Source organism: Bacillus sp. PK6-013, from assembly GCF_054161445.1.
Genome location: NZ_CP096417.1, coordinates 4,122,501 through 4,138,045, shown reverse-complemented (window position 1 = coordinate 4,138,045; position 15,545 = coordinate 4,122,501). Strand labels below are relative to the sequence as shown.

The window sequence follows — 15,545 nt, the reverse complement described above, 5'->3', positions numbered from 1 at the left end:
TCTAAAATAGAGAGGACGGGGAATCCGAAATGAACTTAGTCTTAATGGGACTGCCTGGGGCCGGTAAAGGGACACAGGCTGAACGGATTGTTGAAGATTTTGGGATACCTCATATCTCAACAGGAGACATGTTCCGCGCTGCGATGAAAGAAGAAACGGATCTGGGACTCGAAGCCAAATCATACATTGATAAAGGTGAGCTTGTTCCGGATGAAGTGACAATTGGTATTGTCAGGGAGAGACTTGGCAAGAATGATTGTGACGGAGGTTTTCTTCTGGACGGATTTCCGAGAACAGTCGCTCAAGCTGAAGCACTTGAGGAAATTCTTAAAGGACTTGGCAAGTCGATTGACCATGTCATCAACATTCAAGTCGATAAAGATGCATTGATGGAACGTCTGACAGGACGCAGAATCTGCAGAAACTGCGGTGCAACTTATCATTTAGTCTTTAATCCGCCTGCGAAAGAAAATGTATGCGACAAGTGTGGAGGAGAGCTTTATCAGCGTGAAGACGATAATGAAGCTACTGTATCTACACGGTTAGAGGTCAACATGAAGCAAACCCAGCCTTTACTCGATTTCTATGCGGATAAAGGATATCTCGTAAACATTGACGGGCAGAAGCACATCAATGAAGTTTACGCTGATATAAAGGAGCTTCTCGGAGGCCTGGACAAATGATTATTTGTAAAACTCCCCGAGAAATCGAAATCATGCGGGAAGCCGGAAGAATTGTCGCTTTAACTCATCAGGAGCTGAAAAAGCACATTAAACCCGGCATCTCGACAAAAGAACTGGATCAAATTGCCGAACGTTTTATTACAAAGCAAGGTGCAATCCCGTCTTTTAAAGGGTATAATGGTTTTCGCGGGAGCATTTGCGTTTCGGTCAACGAAGAACTCGTGCACGGTATTCCGGGAAAACGGGTCCTTCGCGACGGAGACATCATCAGCATCGATATCGGTGCGAAGCTGAACGGTTATCATGGTGACTCTGCATGGACTTATCCAGTGGGTACGATTAGCGATGATGATCAAAAGCTGCTGGATGTGACAGAGGAGTCTTTATATAGAGGCTTGAAGGAAGCAAAACCGGGAGAACGTTTGTCGAATATTTCCCACGCAATTCAAACGTATGTCGAAAGCGAACAATTTTCAGTCGTCAGGGAATATGTAGGACACGGGGTAGGGCAGGATCTTCATGAGGATCCGCAAATTCCTCACTACGGTCCGCCGAACAAAGGCCCGCGTTTAAAGCCTGGCATGGTCCTGGCCATTGAGCCGATGGTCAATGCAGGCACACGCTATGTCAAAACATTGGCTGACAACTGGACGGTTGTAACTGTGGACGGGAAGAAGTGTGCTCACTTTGAACACACGATTGCCATAACGGAAGCCGGTTTTGAGATACTGACAAAAGCCTAGGTGAAATGAGATGTATCGGAAAACACCTGAAATTGGACAGTTCGTACGCATAGCAAAAGGCCGCGAAATGAACCAATACGCAGTTGTTATTGATATAGTCGATCATCATCATGTGCTGGTAGCAGACGGAGAAAAGCGTAAATTTCATTCTCCTAAGAAAAAGAATATCAATCATTTAACCTTTTATGATTGCGTATCTCCGGAAGTTCAGAACAGTATAAACGAAACAGGGCGTGTGACAAACGGAAAATTGAGATTTTCTCTTTTGAAATTTGTCAGAGAGCAAGTTACTGATTTGAAGAAGGGAGAACACTTGAATGGCGAAAGACGATGTAATTGAAGTGGAAGGTACTGTAGTCGAAACGCTGCCAAACGCAATGTTCAAAGTTGAACTTGAGAATGGTCATACGGTTTTGGCTCACGTATCTGGTAAAATCCGCATGCACTTCATTCGCATTTTACCTGGAGACAAAGTTACGGTAGAATTATCTCCATATGACTTAACTCGTGGTAGAATTACGTACCGTTACAAATAAAGCACTCCGGAAATTGAAGGAGGTTGGAAACACATGAAAGTGAGACCATCAGTTAAACCGATCTGTGAAAAATGTAAGGTCATTCGCAGAAAAGGAAAAGTAATGGTGATCTGTGAAAATCCAAAGCATAAACAAAAACAAGGATAATTTTTAAGGAGGTGCGAGAGAGATGGCTCGTATTGCTGGTGTAGATATCCCACGTGATAAACGTGTTGTTATTTCATTAACATACATCTTTGGAATCGGTCGTACAACGGCTCAGCAAATCTTAAAAGAAGCTGGAGTTTCTGAAGATACTCGCGTTCGTGATTTGACTGAAGAAGAACTTGGTAAAATCCGTGACGTGATTGACAAATTGAAAGTTGAAGGTGACCTTCGCCGTGAAGTGTCTCTTAACATCAAACGTCTGATCGAAATCGGAAGCTACCGCGGAATTCGTCATCGTCGCGGATTGCCTGTTCGCGGTCAAAATACTAAAAATAACGCGCGTACTCGTAAAGGTCCGCGTCGTACTGTAGCTAACAAGAAAAAATAAGCAAGGGAGGTAATTAAACAATGGCTGCTGCTCGTAAAACAAACACGCGTAAACGCCGCGTGAAAAAGAATATTGAATCTGGAATTGCTCATATCCGTTCAACTTTCAACAACACGATTGTTACTATCACAGATGTTCATGGTAATGCTCTTTCTTGGTCAAGCGCCGGATCTCTTGGATTTAAAGGTTCTAAAAAATCCACTCCGTTTGCTGCGCAAATGGCCGCTGAAACAGCTGCTAAAGGTTCTATCGAACATGGACTTAAAACTCTTGAAGTTACTGTAAAAGGACCTGGTTCTGGCCGTGAAGCTGCAATTCGTGCACTTCAAGCTGCTGGACTGGAAGTTACAGCAATCAGAGACGTAACGCCTGTTCCTCATAACGGATGCCGTCCGCCAAAACGTCGCCGCGTGTAATTTGTTTGTATAGATTTTGTGTCCCTGTCAATAATGGGTTATGATACAGTTAATTTATAAAACGAATGCACACTCGTTGCCTGAGCACATACGGGACTAAACAATGGGGAATTTCGGATAGAATCAGAGAAATTCTTTCCGGGGTTTCGACGTTTTGAAGGAGGGTTTTATGAAATGATCGAGATTGAAAAACCAAAAATCGAAACGGTTGAAATCAGCGACGATGCCAAGTATGGTAAATTTGTCGTAGAGCCACTTGAGCGTGGATATGGTACAACTTTGGGTAACTCCTTACGTCGTATCCTTTTATCCTCACTCCCTGGTGCCGCTGTAACATCGATCCAAATAGATGGTGTACTGCATGAATTCTCGACGATCGAAGGCGTCGTTGAAGATGTTACAACGATTATCTTAAACATTAAAAAACTTGCACTGAAAATCTACTCTGAAGAAGAGAAGACGCTTGAGATTGATGTACAGGGTGAAGGAGTTGTAACAGCTGCTGATATTACCCACGACAGTGATGTTGAGATTTTGAATCCTGATCTTCACATTGCGACTCTTGGCCAAAATGCGAGTTTTCGAGTTCGCTTAACCGCTCAAAGAGGTCGCGGGTATACACCAGCTGACTCGAATAAGAGAGACGATCAGCCAATTGGGGTCATCCCGATTGATTCCATCTTTACACCTGTTTCTCGTGTAACATATCAAGTTGAGAATACTCGTGTGGGTCAGATTACAAACTATGACAAACTTACGCTTGACGTATGGACAGATGGAAGCACTGGACCAAAAGAAGCAATTGCGCTTGGTTCAAAGATTTTGACTGAACACCTTAATATTTTTGTCGGTTTGACCGACGAAGCTCAGCATGCTGAAATCATGGTTGAAAAAGAAGAGGACCAAAAAGAAAAAGTTCTTGAAATGACTATTGAAGAGCTCGATCTTTCAGTCCGTTCTTACAACTGCTTGAAGCGTGCGGGAATCAATACAGTTCAAGAACTTGCGAACAAAACTGAAGAAGATATGATGAAAGTTCGCAACCTGGGTCGCAAGTCGCTTGAAGAAGTAAAAGCGAAACTTGAAGAACTTGGACTTGGCCTTCGCAAAGACGATTGACTAGTTTCCATGTGAACTAGGATTTTCGTGTGTTTTTTATTTCAGATCGAGTATTTCAATAAAGGAGGGGACACCACATGTCATACAGAAAACTAGGACGCACTAGTGCACAGCGTAAAGCAATGCTGCGTGATCTTACAACAGACTTGATCATCAACGAGAGAATCGAAACAACAGAAGCTCGCGCGAAAGAACTTCGCTCTGTTGTAGAAAAAATGATTACACTTGGCAAGCGCGGAGATTTACACGCACGCCGCCAAGCAGCTGCATACATCCGCAATGAGGTTGCAGATGCAGAGAAAGACCAAGATGCACTCCAAAAACTTTTCTCTGATGTAGCACCTCGTTATGAAGAGCGCCAAGGCGGATACACACGTATTATGAAGCTTGGTCCTCGCCGTGGTGACGGAGCACCAATGGCTATCATCGAATTGGTTTAATCACATATTTTGTGTGTCTAAAGAAGGGCGGGACAGTTTTTAACTGGATCTATGCCCTTTTTTTAGATACCGGGGAATTTTCTATGATAAAAGAATAGTCAGAAAAGCAGAGCTTTAGAGGAGAGGAGGCCGGACGGGCAAATGAATCAAGATCGATTAATAGCTGCAGAGGATATCACGTTTCGCTACCAGAAAGATGCGGACAGGCCTGCGCTTGATCATGTATCTTTCCATGTGTCGAAAGGAGAATGGCTTGCGATCGTAGGTCACAACGGCTCAGGGAAGTCGACGCTCGCCCGTGCTTTAAACGGACTGATCCTGCCTGACGAAGGATCGATTGATGTCGGCGGTATTCAGCTGACGGAAGAGACGGTCTGGGATGTCCGAAAAAAAATCGGCATGGTGTTTCAAAATCCGGATAACCAATTTGTCGGGACAACCGTCCGCGATGATGTGGCTTTTGGTTTAGAAAACAACGGAGTTCCAAGAGAAGACATGGTGGAAAGGGTGGATTGGGCCGTTCAACAGGTGAACATGCAAGAATTTCTCGATCAAGAGCCGCACCATCTCTCTGGAGGGCAAAAGCAGCGTGTTGCGATTGCGGGAGTGCTTGCCGCCCGTCCTGACATCATGATTCTCGACGAGGCGACTTCCATGCTCGACCCGATGGGACGGGAAGAAGTGCTGGATACGGTCAGAAGGCTGAAAGACCAGGGAATGGTTACGGTCATTTCGATTACACATGACTTAAACGAAGCTGCTAAGGCCGACCGGATCATCGTCATGAACGGCGGAAGAAAATTTGCCGAAGGCACGCCGCAGGAAGTCTTTCGTCTGAATCAAGACCTGATAAAAATCGGGCTTGATTTGCCTTTTTCTTTTCAGCTCAGCCAAATGCTGAAGGAAAGCGGTCTGGCTTTGAAAGGCGATCATCTGACACAAGAAGGATTGGTGAATGAGCTATGGACATTGAAATCAAAGATGTAGAGCACCGATACCAGATGAAAACGCCTTTTGAACGCCTTGCGATCTATGATGTCAACGCCGTGATTAAAGAAGGAAGCTATGTCGCAGTGATCGGCCATACAGGATCGGGAAAATCGACGTTGCTTCAGCACCTGAACGGGCTTTTAAAACCGACAAAAGGACAGATACGCCTCGGCGGGGACGTTCTCGAAGCAGGCAAAAAGAATAAACACTTAAAAGCTTTGCGGAAAAAGGTCGGGATTGTCTTTCAGTTTCCTGAACATCAGCTGTTTGAAGAAACAATTTTAAAGGACATTTCATTCGGCCCGATCAATTTCGGCATGAGCCGGGAGAAGGCGGAAGAAAAGGCGAGGGAAATGCTGAAGCTTGTAGGTTTGGATGAGGAGCTGTCCGACAGGTCCCCGTTTGAACTAAGCGGCGGGCAAATGCGCCGCGTGGCCATTGCGGGAGTGCTGGCGATGGAGCCGGAGGTTCTCGTCCTCGATGAACCGACGGCAGGGCTCGACCCAAGAGGCCGCAAAGAGATCATGGACATGTTCTACAGCCTCCATAAGCAGAGGAATCTGACGACGATTCTCGTCACCCACAGTATGGAAGATGCGGCGGCGTATGCAGATGAACTGATTGTGATGCATAAAGGCACGGTCAAAGCAAAAGGGACGCCGCGGGAGCTTTTTTCAAGGAAAGACGATATCGCTGCCTTTGGGCTTGATTTGCCGGAAACGATTAAATTCCAAAAACGTCTTGAAGAAACGCTGGGCATTACGTTCAAAGCGCCGATCTTGACGATTGAAGAAGCAGCCTCCGAAATTAAAGCTCTTTTTCAGGAGGAAAATGCCCTATGATGGACAATATCATTATCGGCAAATATGTACCCGGGACATCGATCATTCACCGGCTTGATCCGCGTACAAAGCTGTTAACCATTTTCCTTTTTGTCTTTATCGTTTTTTTCGCGAATAATACGGAAACATATGCACTGCTCGGCCTGTTTACGGTCGCAGCCGCAGCTTTGTCGGGCGTTCCGGTGCGATTCCTTTTAAAAGGGATGAAGCCCGTGTTCTGGATTGTGCTGTTTACGTTTCTGCTTCATATTTTTATGACAAGGGAAGGGCCGCTTCTCGCCGATCTCGGCTTGTTTAAAATTTATGAGCAGGGGCTTGTTCAAGGGATTTTTATTTCGCTGCGCTTTGTTTACCTCATCATGATCACAACGATTTTAACATTGACGACGACTCCAATCGAAGTGACCGATGGTTTGGAGCATTTGCTCGGTCCGTTTAAAAAATTAAAGCTTCCCGTTCATGAACTCGCTCTCATGATGTCCATCTCCCTCAGATTTATACCGACTCTGCTCGAAGAGACGGATAAGATCATGAAAGCGCAAATGGCAAGAGGCGTTGATTTTACGAACGGCCCGGTCAAAGAACGTGTCAAAGCGATCGTTCCTCTTCTTGTTCCGCTGTTTGTCAGTGCCTTTAAAAGAGCCGAAGAGCTTGCAACTGCGATGGAGGCGCGAGGATACAGGGGAGGGGAAGGCCGTACAAAATACAGGCAGCTGACGTGGAAATGGAAGGATACTTCCGTGCTCCTCATTTTAGCTGGTCTTGGCGTATTGCTAATTTTATTGCGGACTTAGGTGATAGACGATGAGAATGAAGTGTACGATTTCATATGACGGACACCTTTTTTACGGCTACCAAGTGCAGCCTGGTCAAAGAACGGTGCAGGATGAGCTTGAAAAAGCGCTGCAAACGCTCCATAAAGCGAAGGAGCGTATTCCTATTGTTTCATCCGGGCGCACCGACAGCGGCGTCCACGCGGTCGGACAGACGATTCATTTTGACAGTCCGCTATCCATCCCTGAGGCGAAATGGCCGTATGCTTTGAATGCCCTGCTGCCTGATGATATATCGGTCCACAATGCGGAAGCTGTCGATGATCAATTTCATGCGAGGTTTTCTGCAAAAAGAAAAGAATACCGGTATATGATTTACAGGGGCAGACATCCGGACGTTTTTAAACGCCACTATGCATACCATGTTCCGTATGACCTTGATATGGAAAAAGTCCAAGAAGCCTCCCGCTTTCTGGTTGGAACCCATGATTTCACAAGCTTTTGTGCAACCAAAACCGAAGTGAAGGACAAAGTTAGAACGGTCTATGAACTCGAATGGTCTGACACAGGGGACGGACTGCAGATGAGGATTGTGGGCAGCGGATTTTTGTATAACATGGTTAGAATCATTGCCGGCACGCTTCTTGATGTAGGAACCGGAAAATTTTCCCCTGGAGACATTGAAAAGATGATTCTTGCCAGAAGCCGTGATGCCGCAGGGCGCACTGCACCGGCGCACGGCTTGTATTTATGGCGTGTTATCTATGACAACTAAACCAGGTGTAACATTTTCTTGACAGAGAGTACAGAAAGTTATAAGATATCATATGGTATGTATTTCAACCCCACGATAAGCCCCGGAAACTTATTGTGTTTTGAAATAGAACGTAATTGAAGTTTATTGAAAATGGCAGATTTATTTAGGAGGGAAATTTAATGCGTACAACACCTATGGCTAACGCAAGTAATATTGAACGCAAGTGGTTAGTTGTTGATGCTGCTGGTAAGACGCTAGGACGTCTTTCTACAGAAGTTGCATCTATCCTTCGCGGAAAACATAAACCAACTTACACACCACACGTTGACACTGGAGATCATGTGATCATCATCAACGCTGAAAAAATCGAGTTAACTGGTAAAAAGTTAACGGACAAAATCTACTACCGTCACACTCAACATCCAGGCGGTTTAAAATCAAGAACTGCTCTTGAAATGCGTACAAACTACCCTGAGAAAATGCTTGAACTTGCGATCAAAGGCATGCTTCCAAAAGGTTCTCTAGGTCGTCAAATGTTCAAAAAATTGAACGTATACCGTGGTTCTGAGCATCCACACCAAGCACAAAAACCTGAAGTTTACGAACTTCGCGGTTAATTAAAAAGGAGGTTACCAATTTGGCACAGGTTCAATATTACGGTACTGGCCGTCGTAAAAGCTCTGTAGCGCGTGTGCGTTTAGTTCCAGGAGAAGGCCGTATCATCGTGAATAATCGTGAAATCAGCGAGCACATCCCATCTGCAGCTCTAATCGAAGATATCAAACAACCATTAAATTTGACTGAAACAGCTGGTACTTATGACGTTTTAGTAAACGTTCATGGAGGCGGCTTATCCGGTCAATCCGGAGCAATCCGTCACGGTATCGCCCGCGCTTTGCTTGAAGCAGATCCGGAATACCGTTCAACTCTAAAACGTGCCGGTCTACTGACTCGTGACGCACGTATGAAAGAACGTAAAAAATACGGACTTAAAGGCGCACGCCGTGCACCTCAGTTCTCAAAACGTTAATTTATGGCGTTTCAAAGGCTCTCAAGACTTTTGTCTTGGGGGTCTTTTTTATTGCTGCCGTCCTACATATGAAGCGGATACCGGAACACGGTTCATCTCCCGCGCCCAGACGGATATTTGTCCGATGTGATGTATTTCATGGGCGATCAAATGCCTTAAAATGTCGTCTTGTGTATAGGTATCTTCTGACCAAGACGTTTTGACAGGCTTTTGTTCGGCTGTGCTGGAAAAATGAAAAACCACACTCTCAACCTCGGGACGATACGCTTCAGAAAACTTGATAATGTGCTGAATCGACGGGTAGTCGGAAAACTCGGGAGTGAAGTCCGGCTTGTCTAAAATGGCATACATCCAGCTCACCTCAACATCGACAATATGAAACAAGTTTTTCAAAATGCTTTCCATACCGCCTGAACGCTTCTTTTCGATTTCCTCCGGCTGCTGCTTCAGGCACCAGTCAAACCATTCATCACGAACTTGCCAATTATACTGAAACAAACCTTTCATCTCATGCTCACCTCTCCTAATATGTTCGGCTTTTCGCTCTGTTTCCCTTCCCGGATTGCCAAGGATACACATTCATGATGTAATTAGTCTTACAAAGCATGAAGGAGAGAAAAGATGATTCAAACAATGATGAAACAGTTGCATACTGAATTAAAACAACATTTCCGTCCGTTTTTGAATCCTCCTGCAGCAGAAGAAGACATTCAAAAAGCTGAAAATGAAATGGAAGTCACGTTTCCTGAAGAGCTCAGGGCGCTTTATCTTACCCATAATGGTGAAAAAGAATCGGGTCCCGGATTATTTTTCGGACTTCCTTTTCTTTCCTTACAAGAAATGATCACGGAGTGGCGAATATGGAAGGAGCTTGAAGGAGATGAAGAATTGGGAGAGATCGATGCATATTCGGTTCCGCCGTGTTGGATTAAAGAAAAATATGTGAATCGTCGATGGATTCCGATTAGCAGGGATTACGGAGGAAATCATATTGGTGTAGACCTTGATCCTGATCAGGAGGGGCAAGCCGGACAAGTGATCAATTTCGGGCGTGACGAAGAAATAAAGTATGTGATTGCTCATCATGTGACAGATCTACTGATCCATATAACAAATACGCTCAAAAATGGTCATTATACAATTGATGAATATGATGATGCTGTCAGCTGGAGCTACGGCAAAGAGGAAGAGCTTCATTTCCTGGATGCCATCCGTTCTATGGAACTTCCGGTGTTGCATGCAAGGCCGCAGGAAGCCGATCTTGAACATGCGGACCGATGGCTTCGTCAGCTGGACGATCGCTGGACTGCGATTGTGGAAACGATGGCTGAAAGTCCAAAGGCATTTTGTAACAAGATAAAGCTGCGTTTAGCTGGCAGGGAGCTGATACACATTAAACCGCTATCAATCTGTACGGATATGAGGGAATTAAATATAAGTGCAAATCGTATTCATGATTTAACGCCTTTGCAAAGCATGATCTTTTTGAAAAAGCTTTATCTTGGAAATAACCCGGTAGCAGATTTAAAGCCAATCGCTCAATTGAAACATCTGCAGTATTTAAATGTGGAGAAAACATGCGTGACCGATTTGTCTCCGCTTGCGGATTTATCATCTTTGAGAGAATTGGATATGACAGATATTCAAGCTGCAGAATACGCGCCGCTCATTCACTGTAAAAACCTTGAGTTTTTAAAGGTAGATGTTTGTAACGAAAAGCAAATAAACGATATTTCTCAAATCAGCACGTTGAAACGATTACATATACGCGGAGATGAACATGTATCCGAAGAAGAGATAAAAGCGATAGCAGGTTTGAAAACATTAAGGTCTTTAACGGTTGAAAATATTACGTTAGAAAACGTTGATTTCTTAGGCACGATTCATACGCTTCAAACACTAAAACTTATAAATTCGTCCGTTAAAGACGGAACCGTTCTTGCCGGCCTGGAACATCTGAAAAGGCTGGAATTGGATGGTTCTGAAATCGTAAACCTTAAAGTGGTGGCCCAATCTCCTTCGTTAGAGGAGTTTACCGGTTCTTTTGACCAATTTTATGTATTGAAGGACATATGCAAGAAAAAAGTGGATTTCTCTAAAGTAATTGGCGATATGTCTGAAGAAGAAGAGGAGATATGGAGCAGCTATGTGAGTGAATAGCTTTTCATCTCGCGGCTCCTAATATTTTCGGCTTCTTCCTCCGTTTCCCTTCCTTAGAAAAGCATGATTTCCGGCTCCTGACTGCACAATACAAGGTAAAAAGGAGGCGGTTCTATGGGGACGGTCGTATCTTTTAACAATGAAAAACAAAAGAAGCAGATCAATTTGGAAAAAAAGCTTCTGCGCGAACTGTCTTTGGAAAAAATGCTGAATTCTGCGGAGGAATGCTTTGCTCCTCTTTTTCACTTTTTTTCTAAGCACACGGATATTTTGTATGACGGCTGCATCGATTTTGCCATTGAGGCCTATTTGCTGGGAGCCGAGTACGGAAAGTTCGGCTATCACGGAGAACCCGTTCAACGAGCGATGGTCCGCTCAGAAAAAGAAGAAAAACAGCTTCTGCACGAGCTTTATGAATATGCGGTGAGCTGGTCTGAGGCTTTTAATATTCAAACGGCTCATGAACCGCTGTATTATGCGTGCGAATACTTCATCCAAAGCTGGTGGAAGGAAGGCTTCAGCCAGCGTGAAAGACGCTTTAAGCTTCGGCTCAGATAATTTATGTAAAAGTGCGGCCAAGCTGAATCATATTTCCTTTCCTTGTCCCATATGTTGTAGTAAGGACGAGCGGGAGGGAAAGGGATGAAGAAAAAAATAAAATGGCTCGGGTTTTTACTCGGCTTTGTCGTTTTATTATGTTTATTTCAATATCAATTTCACAATGATGATTCTTGGCGGTCATGGAATCTTCCGTTGAGCGGCAAGATCATTTATATTGATCCTGGACACGGGGGCGCAGATGGAGGGGCATCAAGCGGTGAACTCCTTGAAAAAGATGTGGCGCTTGAAGTATCCCTTAGAATCAGGGACTATCTCCAGGAGCAGGGCGCCTTGGTGTTGCTGACGCGGGAGGACGATCATGATCTCGCTCCTGAAGAAACGAAGGGACTCAGCAGAAGAAAAGCGGAAGACTTGCGGAAAAGGGTCGACATGATCAACGATTCTGAAGCCGACCTTTACCTCAGCATCCATTTGAATGCGATTCCTTCCGCGCGATGGAGCGGTGCGCAAAGCTTCTTTTACGGGCAATATGAAGAAAACGAACGGGCCGCCAAGTTTATTCAGGATGAATTAAGACATAATCTTGAAAACACGACGCGGAAGGCAAAGCGGATACACGGCATTTATTTGATGCAAAATGTGAAAAAACCGGGGGCCCTCGTCGAGATCGGGTTTTTGTCAAATCCGAAAGAAGCAAAACAGCTGGCCAAGCCCAAATATCAGGACAAAATCGCGGCATCCGTATATAAAGGTGTATTGCGCTACTTTACAGAAGACAGAGACCCTCCTGAATAAGAGGGTTTCTTTTTGTGTCAAAGACACTATAAGGAAAGATATGCTATACTTATTTTGTAAACGAATACAACAAAGGGTGAGATCAATGTTGCGAGAAGACGATGTAAAAAAAATAGTCGGCGATTTGGACGAGCCATTTCTTCACAAGCCGCTCAGAGAGCTGGATGCCGTCAAGGAAATTAAAATAAAACCCGAAAAACGGCACGTCAGCGTAAAGGTGGCGCTCGCAAAAACGGGATCTGCCGAACAAATGCAGCTTCAGCAGGAAATCGTCATACGGTTAAAAGAAGCCGGTGCAGAGACGGTCGGCCTGCGTTTTGAGGAGCTGCCTGAAGAAGTCGTGATGAATAATCAAGAGTCTGCCCAAGGGCAAGATCAATCTCTGCTGAATAGTGAAAAACAGCCTGTGTTTTTAGCGGTGGCAAGCGGTAAAGGCGGCGTCGGCAAGTCGACGGTGTCCGTCAATTTGGCTGTGTCTTTGGCTCGAATCGGAAAGAAAGTCGGATTAATCGACGCCGATATTTACGGATTCAGCGTTCCGGATATGATGGGAATCACTGTACGGCCGACGATTGAAGGAGAAAAGGTCGTGCCGGTTGAAAGATTCGGAGTCAAAGTAATTTCGATGGGATTTTTTGTTGAAGACAATGCCCCTGTCATTTGGAGAGGCCCTATGCTTGGAAAAATGCTGAATAACTTCTTCCATGAGGTTGAATGGGGAGATGTCGATTATATTATCTTAGACCTGCCGCCGGGAACAGGCGATGTAGCGCTTGATGTTCACTCAATGCTTCCAAGCTGCAAAGAGGTGATCGTGTCGACGCCGCACCCTACTGCCGCGTTTGTCGCTGCAAGAGCGGGCGCGATGGCTTTGAAGACCGATCATGAAATCTTGGGAATCGTTGAAAATATGGCTTATTACGAAAGCGTCAAAACAGGCGAAAAGGAATACGTATTCGGCAAAGGCGGAGGCGAGAAGCTCGCAGAAGAACTCGGTGTTCCGATTCTGGGCAAAATTCCGCTGAAGCAGCCCGATTGGGATGACAGCGAATTCGCGCCGTCCGTTTATGATGAAAGTCATCCGACCGGTGCCATTTATTTGGATATCGCCAAAAAAATCGACGAAAGCATTGGCGTAAAAGCTTAAAGAGCAGAAAAAGCTTCCTCCGCGGAAGAAGCTTTTAGTGAATGAAAAGCGGCTTAGCTTTGTTTTTCTTCGCCGCCTTTCATTTCTTCTTTCATGCTTTCAGAAGCAGCTTTTTTCAGTTCCTCTTCAAACTGCTTTCTGTAGAGCGGGCTTGACAGAGTGTCGGATATTACTTCCTGCAGGTGGGTTCGGAATTCCTGGCTTCTGACAAGTTCGCCGTATTTTTTGGCCATTTCAGGATCCTGCATGACCTGGATCAGCATTTTTTGGTACTCAGGATCTTTCATCAGTTTTTTCAGCACTTTTTCATGTTCATTTTGAAGTGTTTTGGCAAAGCCTTCTGCGAATTTTGGATCTTCGAAGACTTTTTTCCAAAATTCGGCTCCTTTTTTGGAGGTCATTGTTTTTTCAACGGTTTCTTTGACGGTTTTTTCATCCATCACAAGTGTTTCATTTAATTTGTCATCATTTAATATTTCTTGAATCGCTTTTTTTCCGTCATCTGTCTTTAATATATCGACAACCATCTTTTTGGTTTGATCATAGTCCATCTCAGCTGCTTGGTCCGTGGGAGCACAAGCTGTTACAGATAGAAACAGAAAACAGCTTATCGATAGCATTGTGGTCTTGAACATGCTTAAGCTCCTTTCGAAAACTTGTCTTACCTTTAATATGAATGTCTTTTATAAATTTATACATAACAAAATATCGCTGCTACAGCGTTTACTTAGGGGTTGGGAAGTCTACAATGAAAAGCCGTAATCTCGTCCGATTTTTCTTTTCCGTGTTGGGTGTCGGAGCTTTGACTACAAGTATTGTCGGTTTTGCCATTGAGTGGGGAAGATATAAGGAGCTGTTTCTTTCCTTCGAGATATTGGAGATTCTTTCTGTTCTATTTTGGTTTATCGGGGTTGGCATGATCTTTAGCGTGATTGCTCAAATGGGGTTTGTGATTTTCTTAACGATTCACCGTTTTGCACTGGAAATCTTCAGATCTCATTCTTTGTGGAATTCGATTCAGCTGTTTTTGATTGTATTTGTCGCGTTTGATTTGGTTTACTTGCGTTTTCTGTTTTTTGAAAAAGAGGGAGGCTCCATCATTCCGTATATTTGGCTGCCGCTCTTTATTTTGGCGGTAAGCATTGCGGCCGCTTATGCAAAGCAAAAACAGTCCTCTAAAAAAACGTTCGTTTCCGCATTATTTCTAATGTTTGTTTTTACTGTGATGGAGTGGTTCCCGGCGTTAAGGGTCAATGAAGAGGACTGGCTCTATTTAATGCTGCTTCCTTTATTAGCCTGCAACGCTTTTCAACTTTTAATGCTGCCAAAGTTTCAGGCCCGCGCTTAGACCGGTTGCTATTTTACTTCTGATGATTTTGCATCCGTATTTGCAATTAAATCGCTAACGGTTACATTTTTGAGTCCCTTGCTTCTGAGATGGTGCACGATCTCAGGCAGGGCTTCTTTTGTTTGTTTGGCCGAATCTGAAGCGTGAAAGAGCACGATATCACCAGCGCTCACCGTTTCATTTACGTTTTGTACGATCTTTTGAACCCCCGGGTTCGTCCAGTCATCCGAATTGATACTGTAGTGAACGACGGTATAGCCGTACTGTTTAGCGACATTAAGTACGTCTTTATTAAACTGGCCGGTCGGCGGCCTTAAAAGCGTGAGATCCTCAAGACCGAGTTTTTGAAAAGAGTTTTGTGCTTTTGTTAAGTCTTTTTTGATTTCGCTTTTCTTCATTTGCGAATAGTTTTTATAAGCATAGCCCATGCTCCCGATCTGATGACCGTCTTTACGGATTCTTTCCACGACATCCGGATGTCGCTCCGCCCATGAAGCTGAAAGAAAAAAGGTCGCGTCTTTAATACCGTTTGCTTTTAATGTATCTAAAATAGGCATGGCCTTTTGATCTCCCCAGCTAATATTAAAGGTAAGAGCGACTTCGTTTGTATCTGAGTCTCCTCTATATACCGCTTTTGCTCCGCTTTCTGTAGAAAACACAGGAAGAGGGA

General features: G+C 44.4%; 23 protein-coding genes (1 of these 23 only partly in view). 20 read left to right on the top strand and 3 right to left on the bottom strand.

Annotated features, from left to right (window positions below):
- Nucleotides 1-29: 29 nt before the first annotated feature.
- From M1E03_RS20780 to rpsI, 15 genes are all read left to right on the top strand, one after another.
- Nucleotides 30-683 (top strand): adenylate kinase, encoded by a 654-nt coding sequence (locus tag M1E03_RS20780; protein WP_020449871.1) that lies wholly within the window; start codon nt 30-32, stop codon nt 681-683.
- The gene (map, locus tag M1E03_RS20775; RefSeq protein ID WP_023855909.1) at nt 680-1,426 is read left to right on the top strand and encodes a type I methionyl aminopeptidase; all 747 of its coding nucleotides are present in this window, start codon (nt 680-682) and stop codon (nt 1,424-1,426) included. Before M1E03_RS20780 ends, map begins: the two co-directional genes overlap by 4 nt.
- Before the next feature lie 10 nt (nt 1,427-1,436).
- Nucleotides 1,437-1,766: a KOW domain-containing RNA-binding protein gene (locus tag M1E03_RS20770; protein WP_020449873.1), complete on the top strand. Its 330-nt coding sequence runs from the start codon at nt 1,437-1,439 to the stop codon at nt 1,764-1,766.
- Nucleotides 1,744-1,962 (top strand): translation initiation factor IF-1, encoded by a 219-nt coding sequence (gene infA, locus M1E03_RS20765; RefSeq protein WP_003178377.1) that lies wholly within the window; start codon nt 1,744-1,746, stop codon nt 1,960-1,962. Before M1E03_RS20770 ends, infA begins: the two co-directional genes overlap by 23 nt.
- Before the next feature lie 33 nt (nt 1,963-1,995).
- Nucleotides 1,996-2,109, top strand: a complete 114-nt coding sequence (gene rpmJ / locus M1E03_RS20760) for a 50S ribosomal protein L36 (protein WP_003156543.1) — start codon at nt 1,996-1,998, stop codon at nt 2,107-2,109.
- A gap of 22 nt (nt 2,110-2,131) precedes the next feature.
- Complete coding sequence (gene rpsM, locus M1E03_RS20755) at nt 2,132-2,497, top strand: 30S ribosomal protein S13 (protein ID WP_003178378.1); 366 nt, start codon at nt 2,132-2,134, stop codon at nt 2,495-2,497.
- A gap of 20 nt (nt 2,498-2,517) precedes the next feature.
- Complete coding sequence (gene rpsK, locus M1E03_RS20750; RefSeq protein ID WP_020449874.1) at nt 2,518-2,913, top strand: 30S ribosomal protein S11; 396 nt, start codon at nt 2,518-2,520, stop codon at nt 2,911-2,913.
- Nucleotides 2,914-3,087: 174 nt separating this feature from the next.
- On the top strand, nt 3,088-4,032 hold the full coding sequence (locus M1E03_RS20745) for a DNA-directed RNA polymerase subunit alpha (RefSeq protein ID WP_020449875.1): 945 nt from the start codon (nt 3,088-3,090) through the stop codon (nt 4,030-4,032).
- A gap of 77 nt (nt 4,033-4,109) precedes the next feature.
- On the top strand, nt 4,110-4,472 hold the full coding sequence (gene rplQ, locus M1E03_RS20740; protein WP_020449876.1) for a 50S ribosomal protein L17: 363 nt from the start codon (nt 4,110-4,112) through the stop codon (nt 4,470-4,472).
- Between the two features lie 141 nt (nt 4,473-4,613).
- Nucleotides 4,614-5,459, top strand: a complete 846-nt coding sequence (locus M1E03_RS20735) for an energy-coupling factor ABC transporter ATP-binding protein (protein ID WP_026578982.1) — start codon at nt 4,614-4,616, stop codon at nt 5,457-5,459.
- Complete coding sequence (locus tag M1E03_RS20730) at nt 5,435-6,304, top strand: energy-coupling factor ABC transporter ATP-binding protein (protein WP_020449878.1); 870 nt, start codon at nt 5,435-5,437, stop codon at nt 6,302-6,304. The genes M1E03_RS20735 and M1E03_RS20730 overlap by 25 nt, the downstream gene beginning before the upstream one ends.
- On the top strand, nt 6,301-7,098 hold the full coding sequence (locus M1E03_RS20725) for an energy-coupling factor transporter transmembrane component T family protein (RefSeq protein WP_023855906.1): 798 nt from the start codon (nt 6,301-6,303) through the stop codon (nt 7,096-7,098). The genes M1E03_RS20730 and M1E03_RS20725 overlap by 4 nt, the downstream gene beginning before the upstream one ends.
- 10 nt (nt 7,099-7,108) lie before the next feature.
- Entirely contained in the window at nt 7,109-7,852 is a 744-nt protein-coding gene (gene truA, locus M1E03_RS20720; RefSeq protein ID WP_023855905.1) for a tRNA pseudouridine(38-40) synthase TruA, read from the top strand.
- 161 nt (nt 7,853-8,013) lie between these two features.
- Nucleotides 8,014-8,451 (top strand): 50S ribosomal protein L13, encoded by a 438-nt coding sequence (gene rplM, locus M1E03_RS20715; RefSeq protein ID WP_003178393.1) that lies wholly within the window; start codon nt 8,014-8,016, stop codon nt 8,449-8,451.
- Nucleotides 8,452-8,471: 20 nt separating this feature from the next.
- Complete coding sequence (rpsI, locus tag M1E03_RS20710) at nt 8,472-8,864, top strand: 30S ribosomal protein S9 (RefSeq protein ID WP_023855904.1); 393 nt, start codon at nt 8,472-8,474, stop codon at nt 8,862-8,864.
- 48 nt (nt 8,865-8,912) lie between these two features.
- Here rpsI and M1E03_RS20705 read toward each other — a convergent pair whose 3' ends face one another.
- Complete coding sequence (locus M1E03_RS20705; RefSeq protein WP_026578981.1) at nt 8,913-9,371, bottom strand: DinB family protein; 459 nt, start codon at nt 9,369-9,371, stop codon at nt 8,913-8,915.
- A gap of 114 nt (nt 9,372-9,485) precedes the next feature.
- Between M1E03_RS20705 and M1E03_RS20700 the strand changes: the two genes are divergently transcribed.
- From M1E03_RS20700 to M1E03_RS20685, 4 genes are all read left to right on the top strand, one after another.
- Entirely contained in the window at nt 9,486-11,024 is a 1,539-nt protein-coding gene (locus M1E03_RS20700) for an SMI1/KNR4 family protein (protein WP_458110596.1), read from the top strand.
- Nucleotides 11,025-11,138: 114 nt separating this feature from the next.
- Entirely contained in the window at nt 11,139-11,582 is a 444-nt protein-coding gene (locus tag M1E03_RS20695) for a YbaK family protein (protein WP_023855901.1), read from the top strand.
- Nucleotides 11,583-11,666: 84 nt separating this feature from the next.
- On the top strand, nt 11,667-12,380 hold the full coding sequence (gene cwlD, locus M1E03_RS20690) for an N-acetylmuramoyl-L-alanine amidase CwlD (protein WP_023855900.1): 714 nt from the start codon (nt 11,667-11,669) through the stop codon (nt 12,378-12,380).
- 85 nt (nt 12,381-12,465) lie between these two features.
- Complete coding sequence (locus tag M1E03_RS20685) at nt 12,466-13,527, top strand: Mrp/NBP35 family ATP-binding protein (protein WP_020449903.1); 1,062 nt, start codon at nt 12,466-12,468, stop codon at nt 13,525-13,527.
- 53 nt (nt 13,528-13,580) lie between these two features.
- Here the strand turns inward: M1E03_RS20685 and gerD are convergent, their stop codons facing one another.
- The gene (gerD, locus tag M1E03_RS20680; RefSeq protein ID WP_023855899.1) at nt 13,581-14,162 is read right to left on the bottom strand and encodes a spore germination lipoprotein GerD; all 582 of its coding nucleotides are present in this window, start codon (nt 14,160-14,162) and stop codon (nt 13,581-13,583) included.
- Between the two features lie 113 nt (nt 14,163-14,275).
- Here gerD and M1E03_RS20675 point away from each other — a divergent pair, with 113 nt between their 5' ends.
- Nucleotides 14,276-14,875: a KinB-signaling pathway activation protein gene (locus tag M1E03_RS20675; protein WP_458110595.1), complete on the top strand. Its 600-nt coding sequence runs from the start codon at nt 14,276-14,278 to the stop codon at nt 14,873-14,875.
- Nucleotides 14,876-14,883: 8 nt separating this feature from the next.
- Here the strand turns inward: M1E03_RS20675 and pdaB are convergent, their stop codons facing one another.
- A protein-coding gene (pdaB, locus tag M1E03_RS20670) for a polysaccharide deacetylase family sporulation protein PdaB (protein WP_458110594.1) crosses the window boundary here: on the bottom strand, nt 14,884-15,545 show its 3' portion. The gene runs 103 nt beyond the window's last position; the window shows 662 of its 765 coding nt (coding positions 104-765); its start codon lies off the right edge, out of view; it ends in the stop codon at nt 14,884-14,886.

Excerpts from the sequence above, each read along its gene's own strand:
- M1E03_RS20780 (WP_020449871.1), top strand. The coding sequence starts at position 30 with ATGAACTTAGTCTTAATGGGACTGCCTGGGGCCGGTAAAGGGACACAG.
- map (WP_023855909.1), top strand. The coding sequence starts at position 680 with ATGATTATTTGTAAAACTCCCCGAGAAATCGAAATCATGCGGGAAGCC.
- M1E03_RS20770 (WP_020449873.1), top strand. The coding sequence starts at position 1,437 with ATGTATCGGAAAACACCTGAAATTGGACAGTTCGTACGCATAGCAAAA.
- infA (WP_003178377.1), top strand. The coding sequence starts at position 1,744 with ATGGCGAAAGACGATGTAATTGAAGTGGAAGGTACTGTAGTCGAAACG.
- rpmJ (WP_003156543.1), top strand. The coding sequence starts at position 1,996 with ATGAAAGTGAGACCATCAGTTAAACCGATCTGTGAAAAATGTAAGGTC.
- rpsM (WP_003178378.1), top strand. The coding sequence starts at position 2,132 with ATGGCTCGTATTGCTGGTGTAGATATCCCACGTGATAAACGTGTTGTT.
- rpsK (WP_020449874.1), top strand. The coding sequence starts at position 2,518 with ATGGCTGCTGCTCGTAAAACAAACACGCGTAAACGCCGCGTGAAAAAG.
- M1E03_RS20745 (WP_020449875.1), top strand. The coding sequence starts at position 3,088 with ATGATCGAGATTGAAAAACCAAAAATCGAAACGGTTGAAATCAGCGAC.
- rplQ (WP_020449876.1), top strand. The coding sequence starts at position 4,110 with ATGTCATACAGAAAACTAGGACGCACTAGTGCACAGCGTAAAGCAATG.
- M1E03_RS20735 (WP_026578982.1), top strand. The coding sequence starts at position 4,614 with ATGAATCAAGATCGATTAATAGCTGCAGAGGATATCACGTTTCGCTAC.
- M1E03_RS20730 (WP_020449878.1), top strand. The coding sequence starts at position 5,435 with ATGGACATTGAAATCAAAGATGTAGAGCACCGATACCAGATGAAAACG.
- M1E03_RS20725 (WP_023855906.1), top strand. The coding sequence starts at position 6,301 with ATGATGGACAATATCATTATCGGCAAATATGTACCCGGGACATCGATC.
- truA (WP_023855905.1), top strand. The coding sequence starts at position 7,109 with ATGAGAATGAAGTGTACGATTTCATATGACGGACACCTTTTTTACGGC.
- rplM (WP_003178393.1), top strand. The coding sequence starts at position 8,014 with ATGCGTACAACACCTATGGCTAACGCAAGTAATATTGAACGCAAGTGG.
- M1E03_RS20705 (WP_026578981.1), bottom strand. The coding sequence starts at position 9,371 with ATGAAAGGTTTGTTTCAGTATAATTGGCAAGTTCGTGATGAATGGTTT.
- M1E03_RS20700 (WP_458110596.1), top strand. The coding sequence starts at position 9,486 with ATGATTCAAACAATGATGAAACAGTTGCATACTGAATTAAAACAACAT.
- M1E03_RS20695 (WP_023855901.1), top strand. The coding sequence starts at position 11,139 with ATGGGGACGGTCGTATCTTTTAACAATGAAAAACAAAAGAAGCAGATC.
- cwlD (WP_023855900.1), top strand. The coding sequence starts at position 11,667 with ATGAAGAAAAAAATAAAATGGCTCGGGTTTTTACTCGGCTTTGTCGTT.
- M1E03_RS20685 (WP_020449903.1), top strand. The coding sequence starts at position 12,466 with ATGTTGCGAGAAGACGATGTAAAAAAAATAGTCGGCGATTTGGACGAG.
- gerD (WP_023855899.1), bottom strand. The coding sequence starts at position 14,162 with ATGTTCAAGACCACAATGCTATCGATAAGCTGTTTTCTGTTTCTATCT.
- M1E03_RS20675 (WP_458110595.1), top strand. The coding sequence starts at position 14,276 with ATGAAAAGCCGTAATCTCGTCCGATTTTTCTTTTCCGTGTTGGGTGTC.